Annotated in this window: 17 protein-coding genes; 9 read left to right on the top strand and 8 right to left on the bottom strand. The window is 38.6% G+C overall.

Annotated features, from left to right (window positions below; translation table 11 throughout):
• The first annotated feature begins 1 nt into the window (after position 1).
• The 5 genes from J580_RS14130 (at position 2) to rtcA (ending at position 4,611) form a co-directional block, all read left to right on the top strand.
• Complete coding sequence (locus J580_RS14130; protein ID WP_032004635.1) at positions 2–976, top strand: ribonuclease Z; 975 nt, start codon at positions 2–4, stop codon at positions 974–976.
• Positions 977–1,230: 254 nt separating this feature from the next.
• A complete protein-coding gene (locus tag J580_RS14125; RefSeq protein WP_032004632.1) occupies positions 1,231–2,499 on the top strand; it encodes an RtcB family protein in 1,269 nt (422 codons plus the stop codon).
• 2 nt (positions 2,500–2,501) lie between these two features.
• A complete protein-coding gene (locus J580_RS14120; RefSeq protein ID WP_032004630.1) occupies positions 2,502–2,834 on the top strand; it encodes a hypothetical protein in 333 nt (110 codons plus the stop codon).
• A 12-nt stretch (positions 2,835–2,846) separates the two neighbouring features.
• Positions 2,847–3,305: a DIP1984 family protein gene (locus tag J580_RS14115; RefSeq protein WP_032004628.1), complete on the top strand. Its 459-nt coding sequence runs from the start codon at positions 2,847–2,849 to the stop codon at positions 3,303–3,305.
• A gap of 259 nt (positions 3,306–3,564) precedes the next feature.
• On the top strand, positions 3,565–4,611 hold the full coding sequence (gene rtcA, locus J580_RS14110; RefSeq protein WP_032004626.1) for an RNA 3'-terminal phosphate cyclase: 1,047 nt from the start codon (positions 3,565–3,567) through the stop codon (positions 4,609–4,611).
• Positions 4,612–4,645: 34 nt separating this feature from the next.
• Here rtcA and J580_RS14105 read toward each other — a convergent pair whose 3' ends face one another.
• The 4 genes from J580_RS14105 to pheA form a co-directional block, all read right to left on the bottom strand.
• Positions 4,646–6,106, bottom strand: a complete 1,461-nt coding sequence (locus J580_RS14105; RefSeq protein WP_032004625.1) for an aminoacyl-histidine dipeptidase — start codon at positions 6,104–6,106, stop codon at positions 4,646–4,648.
• A 170-nt stretch (positions 6,107–6,276) separates the two neighbouring features.
• Positions 6,277–6,660: a hypothetical protein gene (locus J580_RS14100; RefSeq protein WP_005068294.1), complete on the bottom strand. Its 384-nt coding sequence runs from the start codon at positions 6,658–6,660 to the stop codon at positions 6,277–6,279.
• A 127-nt stretch (positions 6,661–6,787) separates the two neighbouring features.
• Entirely contained in the window at positions 6,788–9,034 is a 2,247-nt protein-coding gene (locus tag J580_RS14095; protein ID WP_032004623.1) for a bifunctional prephenate dehydrogenase/3-phosphoshikimate 1-carboxyvinyltransferase, read from the bottom strand.
• Positions 9,035–9,141: 107 nt separating this feature from the next.
• A complete protein-coding gene (gene pheA / locus J580_RS14090; protein WP_002049199.1) occupies positions 9,142–10,251 on the bottom strand; it encodes a prephenate dehydratase in 1,110 nt (369 codons plus the stop codon).
• A gap of 183 nt (positions 10,252–10,434) precedes the next feature.
• Between pheA and J580_RS14085 the strand changes: the two genes are divergently transcribed.
• Entirely contained in the window at positions 10,435–11,379 is a 945-nt protein-coding gene (locus tag J580_RS14085) for an alpha/beta hydrolase (protein WP_032004621.1), read from the top strand.
• Between the two features lie 107 nt (positions 11,380–11,486).
• Positions 11,487–12,113, top strand: a complete 627-nt coding sequence (locus J580_RS14080) for a hypothetical protein (protein ID WP_032004620.1) — start codon at positions 11,487–11,489, stop codon at positions 12,111–12,113.
• A gap of 49 nt (positions 12,114–12,162) precedes the next feature.
• On the opposite strand, the gene J580_RS14075 is transcribed toward J580_RS14080, so the two are convergent.
• The gene (locus J580_RS14075; protein ID WP_032004619.1) at positions 12,163–13,308 is read right to left on the bottom strand and encodes an acyl-CoA dehydrogenase family protein; all 1,146 of its coding nucleotides are present in this window, start codon (positions 13,306–13,308) and stop codon (positions 12,163–12,165) included.
• Positions 13,309–13,471: 163 nt separating this feature from the next.
• On the bottom strand, positions 13,472–14,830 hold the full coding sequence (locus tag J580_RS14070; protein ID WP_002118145.1) for a dicarboxylate/amino acid:cation symporter: 1,359 nt from the start codon (positions 14,828–14,830) through the stop codon (positions 13,472–13,474).
• Positions 14,831–15,333: 503 nt separating this feature from the next.
• On the opposite strand from J580_RS14070, the gene J580_RS14065 reads away from it, so the two are divergent.
• Entirely contained in the window at positions 15,334–16,347 is a 1,014-nt protein-coding gene (locus tag J580_RS14065; RefSeq protein WP_017386520.1) for a glycosyl transferase family protein, read from the top strand.
• Between the two features lie 200 nt (positions 16,348–16,547).
• Here the strand turns inward: J580_RS14065 and J580_RS14060 are convergent, their stop codons facing one another.
• Together J580_RS14060 and J580_RS14055 are read right to left on the bottom strand one after the other, a co-directional pair.
• On the bottom strand, positions 16,548–16,820 hold the full coding sequence (locus J580_RS14060; RefSeq protein WP_002118245.1) for a YeaC family protein: 273 nt from the start codon (positions 16,818–16,820) through the stop codon (positions 16,548–16,550).
• A complete protein-coding gene (locus J580_RS14055; protein ID WP_005073476.1) occupies positions 16,817–17,725 on the bottom strand; it encodes an NAD(+) kinase in 909 nt (302 codons plus the stop codon). The genes J580_RS14060 and J580_RS14055 overlap by 4 nt, the downstream gene beginning before the upstream one ends.
• Before the next feature lie 185 nt (positions 17,726–17,910).
• Between J580_RS14055 and mrcB the strand changes: the two genes are divergently transcribed.
• Positions 17,911–20,307: a penicillin-binding protein 1B gene (mrcB, locus tag J580_RS14050; protein WP_017402976.1), complete on the top strand. Its 2,397-nt coding sequence runs from the start codon at positions 17,911–17,913 to the stop codon at positions 20,305–20,307.
• Positions 20,308–20,311 lie beyond the last annotated feature (4 nt).

The following is a 20,311-nucleotide window of genomic DNA, read 5'->3' as shown; positions in this document are numbered from 1 at the left end:
TATGCTTCATTTTACTTTTTTAGGCACATCTTCGGGTGTACCGACCTTAACACGTAATGTTTCAGGATTAGCAGTTCGTAACAGTAAAAATAAGGACTGGATTTTAATTGATGCTGGCGAAGGGACACAGCACCGTATTCAACAAGCTAAACTTTCACTACAAAACCTAGTTGCCATTTGTATTACACATGTTCACGGCGACCATTGTTATGGTCTAGTTGGTTTATTAGCAAGTGCAGGCATGAATGCCCGTAGCAAACCCTTAATCGTGATTGCACCGAAAGAAATTCAGCAATGGTTTGAAATCACTGCCCAACTTACAGATTTACATTTACCCTATTCCCTTCAATTTATTGATGTGAATGAAGCAACGCAGCCACAACAAATCACTGACGAATTCATTGTTCAAGCACATCCACTAAGCCATCGTGTTCCAAGTTTTGCTTTTAGCATTTATATCAAATCTATTCAGAAGAAGTTAGATACCCAAACTCTGACTCAGCTTGGCGTACCTCAAGGCGATATGTGGGGCCATTTGAAACGAGGCTACAATATTGAATTTGAAGGACAAACATTAAAAGCTCAAGACTTTATCAAAATTCAAAATCAACAAGTTCATGCAATTATAGGTGGTGATAATGACCAACCAGAACTATTAGCTGACGCTTGCAAAGATGCTCAACTCCTTATTCATGAGTCTACATACTTACAAACGGTTTTAGATAAAGTCGGCAAAGGTCCAATGCATAGTTCAGCAAAAATGGTGGCTGAATTTGCAGAAGAGCAATCTTTAAGCAATTTAATTCTAACGCATTTTAGCCCCCGACATCAGGATAAAGCTGGGCAGCAAGCTATTACTGAAGAAGTTCGCCAGTTTTATAAAGGTCATTTTTATTTAGCAAATGATTTTGATGAATTTACTTTAAGTGAAGCTGGACAGCTTTTAAAAGTCGATAAAAACGGGAAGACCCATTAAACACATATATCCAAAAAGATATTTAAATATATTTTTAGATATCTTTTAAATATTAAAATTTCCAATAGAAATTAGTTACGCAGAAAGAATAATTATTTTTATATATTATTTTCAAAAACTTATATTCTTAATTAAGTGTATTTTTAAAAGTTGGCACATTCAGTGCAATAGTACAAAGCACACAACATCATTCGGATATTGTGAATAACACCTGCCTGCAAACGCTTGGCAGGCAGGCTTTGAAAGGAAAAAAAATGTCTGTCATTGAAGAAATTAACCAACAAGCTCAATTTGAACAAAAGCAGCAAGAACGTTCTTATCAAGTTCTGCAAAATGAAAAAAGTATGCCAGTCAAAATGTGGACTAAAGGCGTGCTTGTTGATGACAACTCAAAACAACAATTATTGCAAACAGCTCAAATGCCTTTTATTTATAAATGGATGGCTGTTATGCCAGATGTACACTTCGGTTTAGGAGCAACTATTGGTAGCGTAATTCCAACTAAAGGGGCAATTATTCCTGCTGCTGTGGGTGTAGATATTGGTTGTGGAATGATGGCAACCCGTACAAGCTTAACTGCTTCAGATTTACCAGATAACTTACATGCTCTACGTACTGAACTTGAACGATTAATTCCCCATGGAATGACTAAGCGCGGACGTGATCGTGGATCATGGGAAACTCCACCAGAAATGGTAGATCAAGCTTGGGCTGATCTGGTTGCAGATTTTGAATACATTTGTGCCAAACATCCACGCTTAAAAAACACCAACAACCGCAAGCATTTAGGGACTTTAGGTACTGGAAATCACTTTGTCGAAATCTGTTTAGATGAGCATGATCATGTTTGGATTATGTTGCACTCAGGTTCTCGTGGTGTAGGAAATGCTATCGGTAATCATTTTATCGAACTTGCACGTAAAGACATGCAGAAGCATTTCATTAACTTACCAAATAAAGATTTAGCATACCTAGTCGAAGGAACTGAACATTTTAATGATTACTGGTTTGCTGTAGGTTGGGCTCAACGCTTTGCGATGAAGAACCGAGAAATCATGATGCAATCTGCGATTAAAGCCTTGGCTACGATTGTACCAAAGCCTTTTCAGGCACGTTTGGAAGCGGTGAACTGTCACCATAACTATGTGGAAAAGGAAGAACATTACGGTGAAGAAGTAATGGTCACTCGTAAAGGTGCAGTCCGTGCGCGTCTAGGTGAATATGGAATTATTCCAGGTTCAATGGGAGCGAAGTCATTTATTGTCCGTGGGCTTGGAAATCAGGAATCTTTCTGTTCATGTTCGCATGGTGCAGGCCGTGTTATGAGCCGTACTGAAGCAAAACGACGTTTTACTGTTGAAGATCAGATTGCACAAACTGAAGGTGTGGAATGCCGCAAAGATGCTGCTGTTATTGATGAAATTCCATCGGCATATAAACCAATTGAAGATGTAATGAAAGCACAAAGCGATTTGGTTGAAGTAGTGTATACCTTACGACAAGTGGTGTGTGTTAAAGGGTGATTATGGAAAAAGATAGTTTAGATATTCGAAGCTATAGAATCAGAGCAAATGAAGAAAAGCATCTGATTCTGCCTAAATGGCGTAATTGGATCTGTGAGCAGATTGTCTATTCAAAACACTGTATTCAAGCAATGGTTACAGGATATGAGTGTTCTGTTTGGCATGATGTCCTAGACGAAACATATCTAGTTTTTTATAACTATCAACTACCAGTCGATCATTGCTTTATGACAACTTGGCATGAAGAAGAAACTTTAGAAGACATTACTGAATGTGCAAAAACTACGATGCAATTAGAAGATATTTCGAACTTATTGATTGTACATATTGAATAAAAGGTAAATAAAATGAAACTCGCAGAAGCACTTTTAGTTCGAAGCGATCAACAAAAAAAGCTCACTTCGTTAAAACAACGGATCAATGCCAATGTATTGGTACAAGAAGGTGATGAACCTAGTGAAGATCCAAATGAGCTCATCAAACAAGTATTCGCTTTAACTCAGGAAAGCAATCAATTGATTTGTCGTATTCACTTGACCAATGCACAAGCAAAACTGGAAGATGGCAAAGTATTATTGTCTCTATTAAGCTTGCGCGATAGTTATGCTGAACAGCATAAGATTTTAATCGATGCGATTGCCAATACACATCGAGAACCTGATCGTTATAGCTCACGTGAAATTAAGTGGAAGAAAGTCATTCCTGTTTATAGCTTACAAAAGCAGGCGGATGATATCAGTGCGAAACTCCGTGACTTAAACGTTAAAATTCAGGCTGCTAACTGGCAAATTGATCTAATCAATTAAACAATAGATTTTGTGAAATTATTTTCACAATCAAAGTTTGGGCATACTGGGCGAGTACAAGATCCTGCGTTACTCCGATCTGAGGGATTGAAAATAATTCAGGCGGCTATGGCAGCATGTGAGTCGTGCATCGATATTCACTTATCAGACTCAGCACTATGTACCTAGTAAACCTTTGTCGAAAACAAAGTCAAACGTTACTTCGCATTACCATGTACTGACAGTATGTTCATTAAATTAGAAAATAAGGAAAATAGAAGTGAATAAAGCTTTGGCAAATATGCCCAAAACCATCCAAATTGATGGTTCACAAGGTGAAGGTGGTGGACAGATTTTAAGAACTGCCCTTGCCCTTTCAATGATTACAGGTCAGGCATTTGAATTAATTAATATACGTGCAGGACGTAAAAAACCAGGGTTAATGCGTCAACATTTGGTTTGTGTACAAGCATCTCAACAAATTAGCCAAGCTTATGTAGAGGGTGCTGAATTACATAGCCAACGTTTATATTTCGCACCTCAGCATGTTCAAAGTGGTAAATATCAATTTCAAATCGGTTCAGCGGGTAGTACAACACTGGTTTTACAAACGCTTCTACCTGTTTTGTTATTACAAAATGAAGCTACCGAACTCACCATTTCAGGGGGTACACATAACCCACTTGCACCAACAGCAGATTTTATTGAACACTGCTTTTTACCTGCTCTAACAAAGATTGGAATTAACGTCGATTTTAGATTAAATAAAGCTGGCTTTTTTCCAATTGGTGCTGGTGAAATTCAGATTACTGTTCAGCCATGGCAAGATCGAAACAGATTAAATTTATTAGATCGTGGTGCTTTGCAAGGCAATGAAGCTTTTGCAGCTGTATTAAATCTTTCAGAAGAAGCACAAATTGCACAACGTGAATTAACCACATTAAGTAAAAAACTAAACTTAAGCTCTCAGCAGCAATTTCATTTAAATGGAATTAGCCAAGGCAATACAATGTATGTGAAAGTTGCTCATCAATATCACACTCAACTTTTTACAGCTTTAGGTGAAATGCGCAAAAGTGCGGAGCAAATAGCTGATCACTTAGCAAAAGATATAAAGCTATATTTATCTTCGCAGGCTGTTGTAGATGAGTATTTGGCAGATCAATTGCTTCTACCTTTAGCTTTAGGTCAAGGTGGTGAATTCACCGCACAATGTATTAGCGAACACACTCGTACTCAAGCAGACATGATTGAAAAATTTATTGATTGTAAAATCGAATTTATCGAGTTAAGTCCAGATCATTTTCACGTAAAGGTTAAAGTTTAAGAAGCTCATGATTGAGCTTCTTATTTCTAAAAAACTACTCTACAGATGCTAAAGCTGTCACCAACAGCTTCCAGCATTTCTCTACAGTATCAACTTTGACTCGTTCACCCGGTGCATGCGCACCTTGAATATCAGGCCCAAACGAAACCATCTGTAAATGTGGGTAATGTTCAGCAATAATCCCACATTCCAAGCCTGCATGAATTACTTTTAGATTTGGTTCAATATTAAACGCATTTTGATAGGCTTGCTGTAAGCACTTTAGAGCAGCCGAGTCAGGGTTTGGTGTCCAACCCGACACTAACGGTGTGAGTATAGAGGCGATATTAAATTGACTAAAATGTGCCTGAATTTTTTCTGCAAAATCTTGAGCTTCTTGGTTCACCATTGAGCGAACCATTAAAACAGCTTTTCCGCCTTCTCTATTTAGTCTCACCACTCCAATATTATTTGAAGTTTCAACTACGTCTGGTAAAGCTTGACTCATACTTGCAACGCCATAAGGACTTGTTGCTAAAGCTTGTAACCACTCGTTTTGCTGTTGTTGAGTAATCACTTCAGTCACTTCAGCACTATTAGGCTGAATAATTAATTGCAGATTGTCATCAATACCTTGTAGCTGTTTTTTCCATGCTGTTTGATATTCATCGAGTAATTTTTCTAATTTAGGCAATTGGTTAGATGAAATTGCAATAGTCGCTACAGCTTCTCTCGGTAAAGCATTACGCGCCGTGCCACCTGTAAACTCAACAAGATGCCCACCAAGTGAGCCTAAATATTGATTTAAAAAGCGAGCCAAAATAACGTTAGCATTGCCACGTCCTAAATGAATATCTACGCCAGAGTGACCACCTTTAAGACCAGCTATCTGAATATTCATAATATTCAAATTTTCAGGGATTGGTTCATAACTAAGCGGCTGCTCTACTTCAACATCAATACTACCAGCACATCCGAGATACAACTCGCCCCACTCTTCTGTATCAATATTAAATAGCCACTTCCCTTTTAGTACACCTGCCTGTAAAAGTCGCGCACCACTCATCCCTGCTTCTTCATCAACTGTTAGAAGAACTTCAATTGGCCCATGAGCAATATCATTTGAGTCTAAAACTGCCAAAGCTAATGCTACCCCAATGCCATTATCAGCACCTAAAGTAGTATCTTTAGCAATTAACCAGCCATCTTCGAGGACTGGCTGGATCGGGTCTTTAAAGAAGTCGTGTACTGTGCCAGTATTGGCTTGAGTGACCATATCTAAATGGCCTTGCAGAATAACGCCAGACACATGTTCTTTACCCAGAGTCGCATTCTTACGAATAATCAAATTCCCCACTTCATCTACGTAAGTTTCTAAATTTCGACTTTCGGCCCAGTTTCTTAAAAACTCACGAAGTTGCTGTTCATGCTTCGATGGGCGAGGAATAGTGCAAAGTGTTTGAAAATGCTGCCAAACCACTTGAGGAGATAACGCTGCAATATCAACTTGTGTCATGAAAACCACACTCTAATTATGTAAATATCTTAATAATTTCAATATACACAATGCATTAAAGATAGGTAGGGATTTCGGGAAAGATTTTGTATTTTTATATTTAATCTAAAGAGATTGTACGACTTTTCTAAAAAGCCGTACTTCATGAATAACTCTTAACAGCCGTGCGCTTAGTTTTTCCATTCAAATGCTGAAAAGCTATGATCAGCCTTCAAACTATTTTCAACTGCCTGTGCAAGCTGACGAATAATGCTTTGTGTTTCGATTTTCTCAAACCAGTCTTGTTCCTCATCTGGATTGGCAGAGATTTCACACATCAAATGCCCTTCATGGTCTGTTTTCTGGCAAGTAATCGATAATGGCAAAAGATGATTATCAATACTCACTTCTACTTTTTCATGTTCATGCACAATGTGCTGCGCATCAAAACCATAATGCCCCAATTGTTTAAACAGTAAAGCCGCTACATATTCTTGAGTGATATGGCATTCATTTGGTGGATGATCAAGCACTCCATGTTGTGGGCAACTGGCAATAAATTGTAATTTTTTCATCCTTTGTCCTAACACTATTATCATTATCTGCACTTAGCATAAGCAATAAACAAACAGCAGCCAAGCCTTTAGCCCGCTGCTGCCGTTGCTATTGTGTTAGCAATTATAAAATGTGTCAGGTCAAAAGTTATTGGCTAACTTCGATTGTTAAGCCTGCACGATTCGCCAACTCAGTGAAAGTCGGGAAGCTTGTCGCCACAGTTTCAGTACCATGAATTGTAATCGGACCAGAATTACGAAGCCCTGCCATACTAAAACTCATGGCAATACGGTGGTCATGATGTGATTCAATTTCGCCGCCAGCAAAGATTGGTGACCAATCGCCAGATTTGCCTTTACCTTCGATAATGATGCCATCATCAGTCGGTGTGCAGTCAATACCCATGATTTTTAGGCCATCAGCCATGACCTGAATGCGGTCAGACTCTTTCACACGAAGTTCTGCCGCACCAGTTAATACTGTTTGACCTTCGGCACAAGCTGCTGCAATAAATAAAGCGGGGAATTCATCAATTGCTAAAGGTACTTGGTCTTCAGGCATATGAATACCTTTAAGAGTACGTGAACCTTTAATATGAATATCAGCAATAGGCTCTCCACCGGCAATACGTTCATTTTCAACAGTCAGGTCAGCACCCATCTGTTTTAAAATTTCAATTACGCCAGTACGTGTTGGATTAATACCTACAGCTTCCAGAACAACATCGGAACCTTCTGTAATTGCAGCACCCACCATAAAGAAAGCAGCAGATGAAATATCAGATGGAACCTGAATATCAGTACCTACTAATTTTCCGCCACCAACAAGAGAAATCTTATTGCCTTCAGTTTTAACATCATAACCAAATGCACGAAGCATGCGCTCTGTGTGGTCACGAGTTGGTTCTGGCTCAGTGACTGAAGTTTCACCTTCACCCCATAAACCAGCAAGTAAAATACCCGACTTCACCTGAGCAGATGCCATTGGCAAGTCGTATTGAATGCCTTTTAATTGCTGGCTACCCGTAATGCTTACAGGTGGTGTACCTTTCTCACCTGTTGTCTGGATTTGCGCACCCATTAAACGCAATGGTTTAGCAATACGCTCCATTGGACGTTTAGAAAGTGATGCATCACCTGTCATCACTGAATCAAATTTTTGTGCTGATAACATACCTGAAAGCAAACGCATGCTCGTTCCAGAGTTACCCATATACAAGGCACTCGCTGGTGCTTTTAAACCATGCATGCCCACGCCATGAATGGTCACTTCACCATTTTTAGGGCCTTCAATGCTTACACCCATATCACGGAAAGCTTGTAAAGTTGCTAAAGCATCTTCACCCTCAAGGAAGCCAGTGACATGCGTAGTGCCTTCTGCAATAGCACCAAACATAATGGAGCGATGTGACACAGATTTGTCACCCGGTACGGTAAATTTACCTTTAAATGCCTTATTTCCCGGTAAGATACTGAATTGCTGTGTCACCTTATTTTTCTCCATTAAAGGTTTTTTGGCTAACATATGATTGAAATGCTGACGTGCTGCCTGAGCATGGCCGAGTAAACCCATTAATGCATGAGAATCTTCGTTTTCAATCAATTTTCTAAGTACGGTAAGTTGTTTCTCGAAGCCATCTACAGCATTTAATATAGCGGTTTTATTGGCAAAGAAAATGTCATGCCACATTTGTGGATCACTAGCAGCAATACGCGAAAAGTCACGAAAGCCACCTGCTGCATAGCGGAAAATATCAAGGTTATCTTCACGGTTTGCAAGTTGCTCAACCAAATTAAATGCCATCAAGTGCGGTAAATGACTTGTATGTGCTAAAACTTCATCATGCTTGGCAACGTCCATACAAATGACTTCAGCTTTAGCAGCAGACCAAAGTTGAATCAGTTTATCAACAGCCCATTCTGCACTTGTTGGTAACGGCGTTAAAATAACTTTGTGATTTGCAAATAAATCGACCTTACCTGCATGAACGCCCGTATGCTCACTACCAGCAATAGGATGTCCTGGTACAAAACCTGCTGGTAAATCTTCACCAAATACAGCTTTTGCTGCATCAACGACATTACCTTTTGTACTTCCCACATCAGTTACAATCGTGGTTTCTGTCAAATAAGGTTTAATTAGCTCAAGCACTTTTTGTGTCGCACGTACTGGCAAGGCTAAAACAACTAAATCTGCCCCTTTCACGGCTTCAATAGGATCAGAAAATCCTTCTTGTATTAAGCCAAGTGATTTTGCATCTTCTAAAGTTTTCTGTGAGCGTGTAGATGCCACAATAGTTGTCGCCAAATTTTCTGCAACAATAACGCGCGCCAAACTCGACCCGATGAGTCCTAAACCAATAAATGCAACTTTTTTAAATAGGGGTTGTGACATAACTTCAACTTTGCTTTTGCTCAAACTTATTTAAATCTTTGAGCAATTTGTTTTTAAGCATAATGACATGACCATCTTGATGCATGTCATTATTCCAACATGAGTAATTAGAGAACGGCAGCAGGATATGAACCTAAAATACGAAGCTCTTTCACCATTGGACGAATATCATTGATTGCAGCAGCAACATTCTCTTGATCGATATGACCTTCTAAATCGATAAAGAATACATATGCCCATTTTTCAGGTAATGCTGGACGGGTCTCAATACTTGTTAAGCTAATATTATGTTTTGCAAACGGCGCTAAAATTTCTAATAAAGCACCAGCACGGTCATGTGCTGAAATTAATAATGAAGTTTTGTCATTGCCACTTTGTGGAATTTTTTCACGGCCAATGACTAAGAAACGAGTAGTATTTTCCGGATTATCTTCAATATTGCTATGTAAAATTTCAAGGTTATACATACCTGCTGCAATATCAGATGCAATTGCTGCTGAATGCCATTCGTTGCGAATACGGCGTGCAGCTTCTGCATTTGAGTTTAAAGCAACACGTTCAACACCCGGATAATGCGCATCTAACCACTGACGACATTGAGCCAAAGTTTGCTGGTGAGCATAAATCTGTTTAATACTGTCTTTACGTGTATTTTCAGAGACTAAGAATTGATGATGAATACGCAATTCAACTTCACCAATCACATTTAAATTCGATGTTTTAAAACAATCTAAAGTATGGTTCACAATACCTTCAGATGAGTTTTCAACTGGCACTACACCATAATGTGCACTACCGGCTTCTACTTCACGGAACACTTCATCAATTGTTGGTAATGGACGAACAACTGCATCTTTACCAAAGTGTTTAAGTACAGCAGATTGAGTAAAAGTACCTTCTGGCCCTAGAAATGCAATGCTCTGCGGAGCTTCTAAAGCAAGGCAAGCAGACATAATTTCACGGAACAAACGCGCCATGGTGACATCAGACAAAGGACCTTGGTTGCGCTCCATGACTTTGCGTAAAACTTGTGCTTCACGTTCAGGACGATAAAACAAAGGATTCTCTTCGGAAGCAAATTTAGCTTTAGCAACAGCTTCAGCAAGGCTTGCGCGGCGATTTAATAATTCTTGAATCTGTTGATCTACACTATCAATATCTTCACGAATTTGTTCTAAACTAAGAGAAGTCGTTTTGTTTTGATCATCGTTGATCATTAGAATGCAGCCTCAGTAAAATCATCTTTTAAACGAGAGTATAACAATAGTCTGCTTTGATTTGTTAGGCAATATAGCTGTAAGAGCTTTTTTCATTAACCTTTTTGCTTCCATTTCTTGATTACTTTATTTGATAATGATTTTCATTTATCATTTGTATAATAAATTTTATTATCTCCCATTATGCAAAGATCATTTTTCCTTTTATCTACTAGTTTTTTATTGAGTACTTTAATAAGCTGTTCTACCTTCGCCCAAACGCCTATACAAAATCAACCAAAAATCGTTTTTCAAAATAATCAGGCTCAATTTCAAATTAAATCTAAAAATACAGGCCATGATTATCTTATTCAAATTTATAAACCACCTGTCGCCCCGCCCCAACATGGGTATCCAGTACTTTATATATTAGATGGAAATGCTACATTTCCAAGTGCTGCCAATATTGCTCAGTCGATTGGCGCTGGTTCTACCAAATTAGGACTAGATCCACTCATGATAGTAGCGGTTGGTTACCCTCAGCAAAAAACCTTTGATGTGCAAAAGCGTGCTTATGATTACACTCCAAAACCTTCTGCCCAATTTCAAGCACAAGGTAAATATAAATATGGGGGTGCTGATCAGTTTATTGCTTTTTTAAATCGCGAACTCAAGCCTACAATTGCAAAACAATTTCCGATTAATAGCCAACAGCAAAGTCTTTATGGACATTCTTTTGGAGGTTTATTTGTGCTTTATCATTTTTTTCAAAAGCCAGATGCATTTCAGCGTTACTTCGCTGCAAGCCCTTCCCTCTGGTTTGACCAAGGCATGTTATTTCAGCAGTTAAATCATTGGCAAAGTCAGAAACCAAATCATTCCCCTTTACTCATGACCACAGTCGGTACACATGAGCAAGGTGGTCCTCGCACTCAACTTAACAATAAATTTAATGAAACAGATTTCTTTAAAGCCTTAGAAAATAAACGTTCAAACCAATTTAGTTATTGGCATTTTTATAATCCAGCTGAACAACACATTACAAATTTGTATGCGAGCTTGCCTAAAGCGCTTATGTTTGCTTCTTGTCAAAATTTAGAAAGCTGTAAATCTTTATTTGATGGGCCATTGCAGCAGCCAACCAAGTAAAACATAATTACATTTAAAGATGATTATTTTGTTGTTCTTAAAGATAGTCCTCTTAATATATAGATTGGTTATACTGACTCAATATGTCATAACAACAGTAAAATAGAATGAATAAAATTATTGTTTTAAGCCTATTGGGTTTTGCAACTTTTAGTTTAACAGCTTGTGGCGGTTGCCCCTTAATCGCAGGATGCAATGGTAGGGATAATTCTCCGTACTATATGACGACTGTCGGTAATCAAGTTCGTGGCATTCCAATTCCACCTCAAACCAAGCTGACATATCAGTCACAACATTTTAGGCAGAAATATGAGCAAACACATGCTTTAAAAGAGAAAAATTTATCAGGCATTTATTTACCACCAGATATAGCAATCATTTGGGGCGGTATGCCAGTAGATATGTTTATACAGTTTTCTAATCCCGAAATGAAAGGCTTCTCGGTCTATCCAGCACGAGGATTTAAAGCAGAATTATCAAATGAGTTTTTACGTTTATGGAAAAGCTGTGAAAGTGATTTAAACATTAACTTAAAGAATCCAACTGACTGGTCATTTAATCCTGAAAATATGAAAATAACGGGTTGTGGTGTCGTCTTTCAAGAACGTAGTAAATACACCGAAGATTCATTCCATCAAGATGAAGCAGATGAGTTTTTAAGAAAGATGAATCATGCATTACAGCAATTACCGAAACAACAAGACTATCCTGTCATTCAACAGAAGACCAAATAGTTAAAAACAAAACAGCCCATTCTAGGACAGGCTGTTTTTCTCTGCTTAATTAAGCTTTGCCAATTAATCCACGCGCTACGATTTCTTTCATAATTTCATTTGTACCACCGTAAATACGTTGAATACGTGCATCTACAAAGAAACGTGAAATTGGATATTCAGTCATATAACCATAGCCACCAAAAAGTTGCAGCAAGTTGTCTGCGACTTTCATTTGCATATCCGTGCTGAAACTTTTAAGCGCTGCTGCTGTTTCAACATCAAGTTTACCTTCTTGATATAGAGCAACATTTCTCTCATAAAAAGCAGCCGTAGCAAGCTCATCAATTTTTGCTTGTGCTAAAACAAAACGAGTATTTTGGAACTGTGAAATAGGTTGACCAAATGCATGACGTTCTTTTACATAAGCAGTTGCCAAATCAATTGCACCACGAATAGCGCCAATTGCGGTAGATGCAATAGCTGTACGTTCTCGCGGTAACTCTTGCATTAAATAAGCAAAACCTTGTCCAGCTTGACCGAGTAACTGGTTTTTAGGAACCTTAACATTGTCAAAAAATAGCTCAGATGTGTCTTGAGAATGCAGACCGATTTTGTCTAGATTTGTACCTTTTTTGAAGCCTTCTAGATGCGTATCTGCCAATAATAATGACACGCCTTTTGCACGCGCTTGAGGATCAGTTTTTACTGCAAGCACCACAAGATCAGCATGTTGTCCATTTGAAATAAAGGTTTTTGAGCCATTTAATAAATAATGGTCATCTTGCAAAATGGCGCTAGTACGCATTGATTGTAAATCCGAACCCGCTCCAGGTTCAGTCATACCAATTGCACCAACCACTTCACCTGTTAGCATTTTCGGCAACCAATATTGTTTTTGCTCTTCTGTGCCAATGTGTAAAATATATGGTGCAGCAATTTCAGAGTGGCAAGAAATCGCTGTTGATAATGCACAAAAACCAGCGCGTGCCGATTCTTCAACCAACATTAATGAATAATAGGTTGGCACACCATAACCACCGTATTCTTCTGGAACATCCACACATAAAAAGCCATTTTCGCCCAGTTGACTCCAGACAGAACGTGGCATGATTCCTTCGCGTTCCCATTGGTCATAATGTGGAGCAATATGCTCATTCATAAAACGTTTAAAATTATCACGGAATAATTCTAAATCTGCATCGTATGCCAACATAATATTTTCCTTCAGCTTTATTGTTTTATCGAATCTCATTGCTCTGCATGCTAATCATTTTTTTAGCAACTGTCATGGCATAGCTGCTCATTAAAACTGTACTTTTCAGTCAGCCAATAAAAAAGGAAGCCAAAGCTTCCTTTTTTATATAGGTTTATTTGAATTAATCTAAACCTTCAGCGACTTGAGGAGTTTTTTGCTCCATCATTTTTCTGTCGACTTCATCTGGATTATTTAAAGCATCATTTAGCTTATCTTTATCTAAAGCACCGACCCATTTTGCAACAACAATCGTTGCTAATGAGTTACCAACAAGGTTAGTTAATGCACGGGCTTCTGACATGAAACGGTCAATACCTAAAATCAATGCCAGACCTGCCACTGGAATATGTCCTACAGCAGATAAAGTTGCAGCCATAACAATAAAGCCAGAGCCTGTTACACCCGCAGCACCCTTAGATGAAATTAAGAGTACCAACAACAAAGTAATCTGATGTTGAATATCAAGCTGTGTATTTGTTGCCTGAGCAATAAAGATTGCGGCCATAGTCAAATAAATTGACGTACCATCAAGGTTAAATGAATAACCTGTTGGAATAACCAAACCAACTACAGATTTTTCACAACCTGCAATTTCAAGTTTACGTAACATGCGAGGCAAAACAGATTCAGAAGAAGATGTACCAAGTACAATTAATAACTCTTCACGAATCAGGCGAATCATCTTAAGGATACTGAATCCGCTAATACGGCTGATCGTACCCAAAATTAAGAAGATAAAGAGTAAGCACGTAATATAGAAGCAGATAATGAGCTGCCCTAATTGTACGAGTGAACCAACACCATATTTGCCGATAGTGAATGCCATTGCACCGAATGCACCAATCGGAGCTAATTTCATGACCATATTCACAATGTTAAAGAACACGTGTGCAACTTGATCAATAAATTTTAAAACTGGACGTCCTGCATCACCTAACTTATGTAAAGCAAAACCAAAGAGGATTGCAAAAAGAAGGACTTGTAAGATTTCACCATTTGCAAATGCACCAACCACCGTATCAGGGATGATGTGCATTAAGAAATCAATGGTAGATTGTGACTCACCAGAACTGACGTATTTTTGAATGCCCGAAGTATCGAGAGTGGTAGGGTCAACATTCATCCCTACACCCGGTTTAGCAATGTTAATTACAACAAGGCCAATTAGAAGTGCAATTGTTGAAACGATTTCAAAGTATAACAACGCAACGCCGCCAGTTTTTCCGACTGACTTCATGCTTTCCATGCCAGCAATACCGCTTACCACGGTACAGAAAATAACTGGAGCAATGATCATCTTGATCAAACGAATAAAGGCATCACCTAATGGCTTGAGTTTTTCACCTAACCCCGGAATATGCTGTTCGACACCATTGACAATTTGCGTTGAGCTTGGGGAAAAATGTCCTACCAAGATACCCGCAATAATCGCAATAATCACCTGAAAATAAAGTGATTTATAAATCGGTTTTTTAGCCATAACTTTACTTCAATCTATATTTCCAAGTCCGTTGGAAATACCAAAATGAAACGTCTATTCTTTACGAATACACAGCCCTAACCTTTCACATTAACACCGCAAAAGGGAAATGGTTTTTTGTGAACAAAAAACCTTCCTACTACCTCAATGAAAACAAAATCAATGTTTTCTAAAACAGGAGAATACCTGAAGTTTCTAACCACTTTGAGTAGCTCGAAATAACCTCTTACTTTTTCAATAAAAAGCTGAAGATATAGGAGAATCACATAAAATTATGATATGAGTGCTCAAAAAAGCACGGGAAAGTGTACTCGAATTAAATAACGATTCGGTTAAATTTTTAGCTGATACGCATAAAAAACACTCAGGCAATCCTAAGACTTTAGTATAAGAAACACTTTTGATATTTTTTCAGCAGTTTTTTATGTCATATTGATTAAATACTTGTGGACATTTCATTTTGAGCTGCCTACATCCCATCATTTTTATTGTTTTGAACTACGATGAATACTAAACGCAATATCTATAAAGATGCTGAACATCCCTTTGCTCAATATGTCCGTATTTTAGGTAAGGGGAAAACTGGATCTCGCTCTTTAAGCTATGAAGAAGCTTATCAAGCATTTACCATGATTTTAAAGAGTGAAGTGTTAGATGTACAGCTAGGCGCATTTTTAATGCTGCTTCGGGTTAAAGAAGAATCTATTGAAGAACTCGCGGGTTTCGTTCAAGCAACCAAAGACCAGCTTCATTTTGAGCCTTTAGAAGTCGATTTAGATTGGTCATCTTATGCAGGTAAGCGAAAACACTATCCATGGTTTTTGTTAGCCGCTCTTACACTTGCTCAGCATGGCCATAAAATTGTTATGCATGGTGCATCAGGTCATACGCTTAACCGTGTTTATACAGAGCAAGTTTTAGAATATCTTGGTTATCAAATTTGCCATTCTGAACAAGAAGTTCGTACGCAATTAGCAGAACAAAATTTTGCTTACTTACCGCTAGACGTGATTTCACCAGTTTTAAGCGAATTGATATCTCTAAGAAATGTCATGGGATTGCGTTCGCCTATTCATACTTTGGCCCGTTTAATTAATCCTTTTAAAGCTAAAGCTACCTTACAAGCAATATTCCACCCTGCTTACAGAACTTCCCACCAACATAGTGCATTACGCTTAGGCTATCAAAATAGTGCCGTCATTAAAGGTGAAGGTGGTGAATTTGAACGAAACCCAGATGCTAAAACGCTCATTTGCGGTATTAAAAATGGTGAGCTCTATGAACATGAGTTGCCAAAGCTCACACCTGAACGAAGCCCAATTGAAGAAGAATTAGATTTAGCAACGTTTAAAGCAGTATGGCTTGGTCAACAGCACCATGAATATGGAGAAATAGCCGTAACAGAAACCATCGGAATCGCGCTATATACGATGGGCGTTGTTGCTAGTTTTGAAGAAGCGATGCAAAAAGCAAAAGTGTTATGGAATACACGAAATTTAAGCAATCTTAATTCGTAGTTAACAAATACTATCGTGAAGGTCGACATGGATATCGACCGTATCACTGCGATACAGGAAGTATCGTCAGTGATACAAAGGATTTTTGGTTACTTTTGATCCTTCAAAAGTAATAAAAGCCTATATGCTACAACTTATGAAAAACATGCTATATAAGGCTGTATGGAATAACCAAAAATAATTTTCTGTCTTATTAAGTTTTAAACAAAACGAATAGGTTTAAACTCTGGCTCATGCTTGTGATGATCATCATCACATTCTTCGCCTTCTTCTTTTGTACCACGGTCAATATAACCGCTACGCTGATCTTCTGGTAAGTTCTTCAACTCCCAAGCGATTACAGCTTGCATACAAGTTTCACGCTGCTCTTTCGTTAAAACAACGCCATTTGGCCATTTACCAATTTCTACGGCTGTTTTTAAACGCTCTACAATTTCAGGGTTTAAAACAGATAGCATTTGTTCAATATTCATGATTCATCTCTTTGAAAAGATTCAAAATCTTGGTTCCAACCAAGTTTGGTACGGCAGGCCATATAGAAATCATAACCTGGTGGATGCAATAAACTTAGTTTAAATGGGTGTTTACGGATGTGTAAACTGTCTCCAACATTGAGCGAGACACTATGTTGTCCATCTGCACTCACCATTGGTAACACCCGATTTTCGCGAATAACGATTTTAATTTCGCTTTGACCACCGACTACGATGGGACGTGATGACAATGTATGGGGATGCATTGGAACTAATGCAATAGCATCCATACTTGGATGTAAAATTGGGCCACCACCTGACAATGCATAAGCCGTTGATCCGGTTGGCGTCGAAACAATTAAACCATCACTATGTTGGCGGTAAACATATTGACCATCAATATTAAGTTCGAAGTCAATCATGTGTACTGATTTACCCGAGTGCAAAACCACATCGTTTAAAGCAATGGCGTCATAAATGACTTCACCATTTGTTCTTACTTCCATTTCAAGTAAGAAACGACGGTCAAGCTGGAAATGCCCTTGAAGTACTTGGTCAAGTTTGAAAATGGCTTCTGAAGGTTTGATATCAGTTAAAAAACCTAACCGCCCGCGGTTAATACCAATAACAGGCGTATTGTAGCGAACTAAAGCTCTAGCAGCGTGGAGTAAAGAACCGTCGCCTCCAACAACTATGACTAAATCAGCAACTTCACCCAATAAATGACGACTTACAATTTGTGCATGATCATAAGGCACTAATTCAGCAGTTTCCTGATCAAAAATGGGGTTTAAGCCTAGGTTCAACAAATGATCATGAATTAAACATAGTGTTTCTACTACTGATGATTTATCTGGTCGACCGATTAACCCGACGTTTCTGAAGGACTTATGTGAAATTTGCACGAATGAGTAAGCTCCGCTGCGATACTTCGCTATAATAACATTAACCTGATTAATTTAAAAAAACATAACAACAAGATGCTGTAAAATTCAATCTAAGTTTTCCAATTATTCACAGTTTTATCATTGCAAATTGATGACAAGCTATCGCATCATTACAGGCATTGTTAGGGTTTTATCTCATTTTTATGAAGTTTGAACGTGGTATCGGTTTCTTTGCACTAATTTTTTCCATTTTGGTCATTGGTGCTTTTATTGCTCTTAGTATCTATCTGATTCGTTTAGATAATATTATCCGTGAAAAATTTGAAGGACAACGGTGGGATATTCCCGCCAAAGTGTTTGCACGTCCTTTGGAAATTTATAATAACGCACCTATTACCCAAGCAAATTTCACTCAAGAACTAAAACTCTTGGGTTACAAAACTTCAAGTAATTATGACAAGTCTGGAACCTATGTTGCTCAGGGTAGCAATATGTATATCCACACGCGTGGTTTTGATTACGGCGACAGTGTTGAACCCGAACAAGTCCTAGAGTTAAGTTTTGCAAATGACCAAGTTGCTGAAGTTCGAAGTACAAAACCTTCTTCAACGGGTGTTGCGCGACTAGAGCCACTTCTGATTGGAGGGATCTACCCTCAACATAATGAAGACCGTGTTCTCATTAAACTGAATAATGTCCCTAAACCACTTATTGAAGCTTTAATTTCAACAGAAGACCGTAATTTCTATCATCATCACGGTATTTCAATTCGTGGTACTGCTCGTGCATTAGTGAGCAATATCACAGGTGGTAAACGTCAAGGTGGTTCAACCCTGACTCAGCAATTAGTTAAAAACTTCTATCTCACACCTGAACGCACATTAAAACGTAAAGTTAATGAAGCATTAATGGCTTTACTCATTGAGCTGCATTACAGCAAAGATGAAATTTTAGAAGCCTACTTAAATGAAGTGAATCTAGGCCAAAATGGTAGCTACTCAATTAATGGCTATGGTTTGGCTTCTCAATTTTATTTTGGTTTACCTTTACGTGAGCTTAGCGTTGCACAACAAGCTTATTTAGTTGGTTTAGTGCAAGGCCCTTCTTTATATAATCCTTGGAAAAATCCTGAAGGTGCAAAAAAACGCCGCGATACCGTGTTAAATAACATGCGTGTAATGGGTTATTTAACTCAAGCAGAATACGAAGATGAAATTGCACGTCCTTTAAATGTGCTAAGCAAACCAAGTTTAGGTCCTGCAAAATTCCCTGACTTTTTAGATATCGTGCGTCGTCAATTACGCACAGAATATCAAGAAAGTGATTTAACTAATCAGGGCTTACGTATTTTTACGACTTTAGACCCAATTACTCAAACTCAAGTTCAAAATGCGTTTAAAGCTTCAGTAGACCGCTTAGCAAACAGCAACCCAGCCCGTTTGAAAAACTTACAGGGTGCGGTGCTCATTGCACATCCAGAAAACGGCGAGCTCGTTGCTGCTGTTGGTTCTACACAAGACTTTACTGGTTTTAACCGTGCTGTGGATGCAAAACGCCAAGTTGGTTCTTTATTAAAACCTGTGATTTATTTAAGTGCTATTGAATCTGGGCGTTACAACTGGGCAACCCAAATTGAAGATGCACCGATTAGTGTCCCTGTAGATGGAGGCAAAAGTTGGACACCTAAAAACTACAGTGGTGGCGGACATGGTGTAGTCAGCCTGAGTGAAGCTTTGGCAAATTCATATAACCTATCTGCTGTGCGCTTGGGTCAAGAGTTTGGTCTATCAACATTTACAAACAACTTAAGAAAGTTTGGTGTTGAGTCGACCATTCCTGCCTACCCTTCTATTTTCCTTGGGGCAGTCAATATGTCACCAATGGAGGTTCTGGGAATTTATGAGAACTTTGCTACAGGTGGCTTTAAATATCCGACTCGTGCGATTCGATCTGTCGTAGATGCCAATGGTCGCCTGCTTGACCGTTATGGCCTGAATGTTCAACAAACCATTGATCCATCTGTTGGTTATATCATGAACTATGGTTTACAACAGGTCATGTCTTCGGGTACTGGTCGCGCAGCTTATAATAGCTTGTCTCCAGCTTTAAAATTGGCGGGTAAATCAGGCACGACTAACGATACACGTGACTCATGGTTTGCGGGTTACTCAGGTAACCACGTTGCTGTAGTGTGGTTAGGTTTAGATGACAACAAAGTGACTGGATTAACAGGTTCATCTGGTGCATTGCCAGTATGGATTAATGTGATGAAACAATTACGTCAAACGCCTGTAAACCTACGCCAACCAGACACTGTACAGTGGCAGTGGATTGACCGTGCAACGGGTGATTTATCTGCTCAAGCTTGTGATGGTGCCATGTATATTCCGATGCTAACGCATACGGTTCCGCACCGTGCTACGCCATGTGGAGCACCTTATTATCAAGTTGATCCAACATATACGCCACAAAGTGATAACACAATTCCTGACTCTCAGGATGATAATACCGACAGTTATATTCGTGAAAGTGAAAACCAGATGGAACAAGATCTATCAAACAACTCACGGGTAATTTCAAGTGGTAGTTATAACAACTAAGCGT

This window comes from Acinetobacter sp. 1542444 (assembly GCF_000581835.1).
GTDB lineage: Bacteria > Pseudomonadota > Gammaproteobacteria > Pseudomonadales > Moraxellaceae > Acinetobacter > Acinetobacter pittii.
This window is presented reverse-complemented; position numbering and strand designations above follow the sequence as displayed.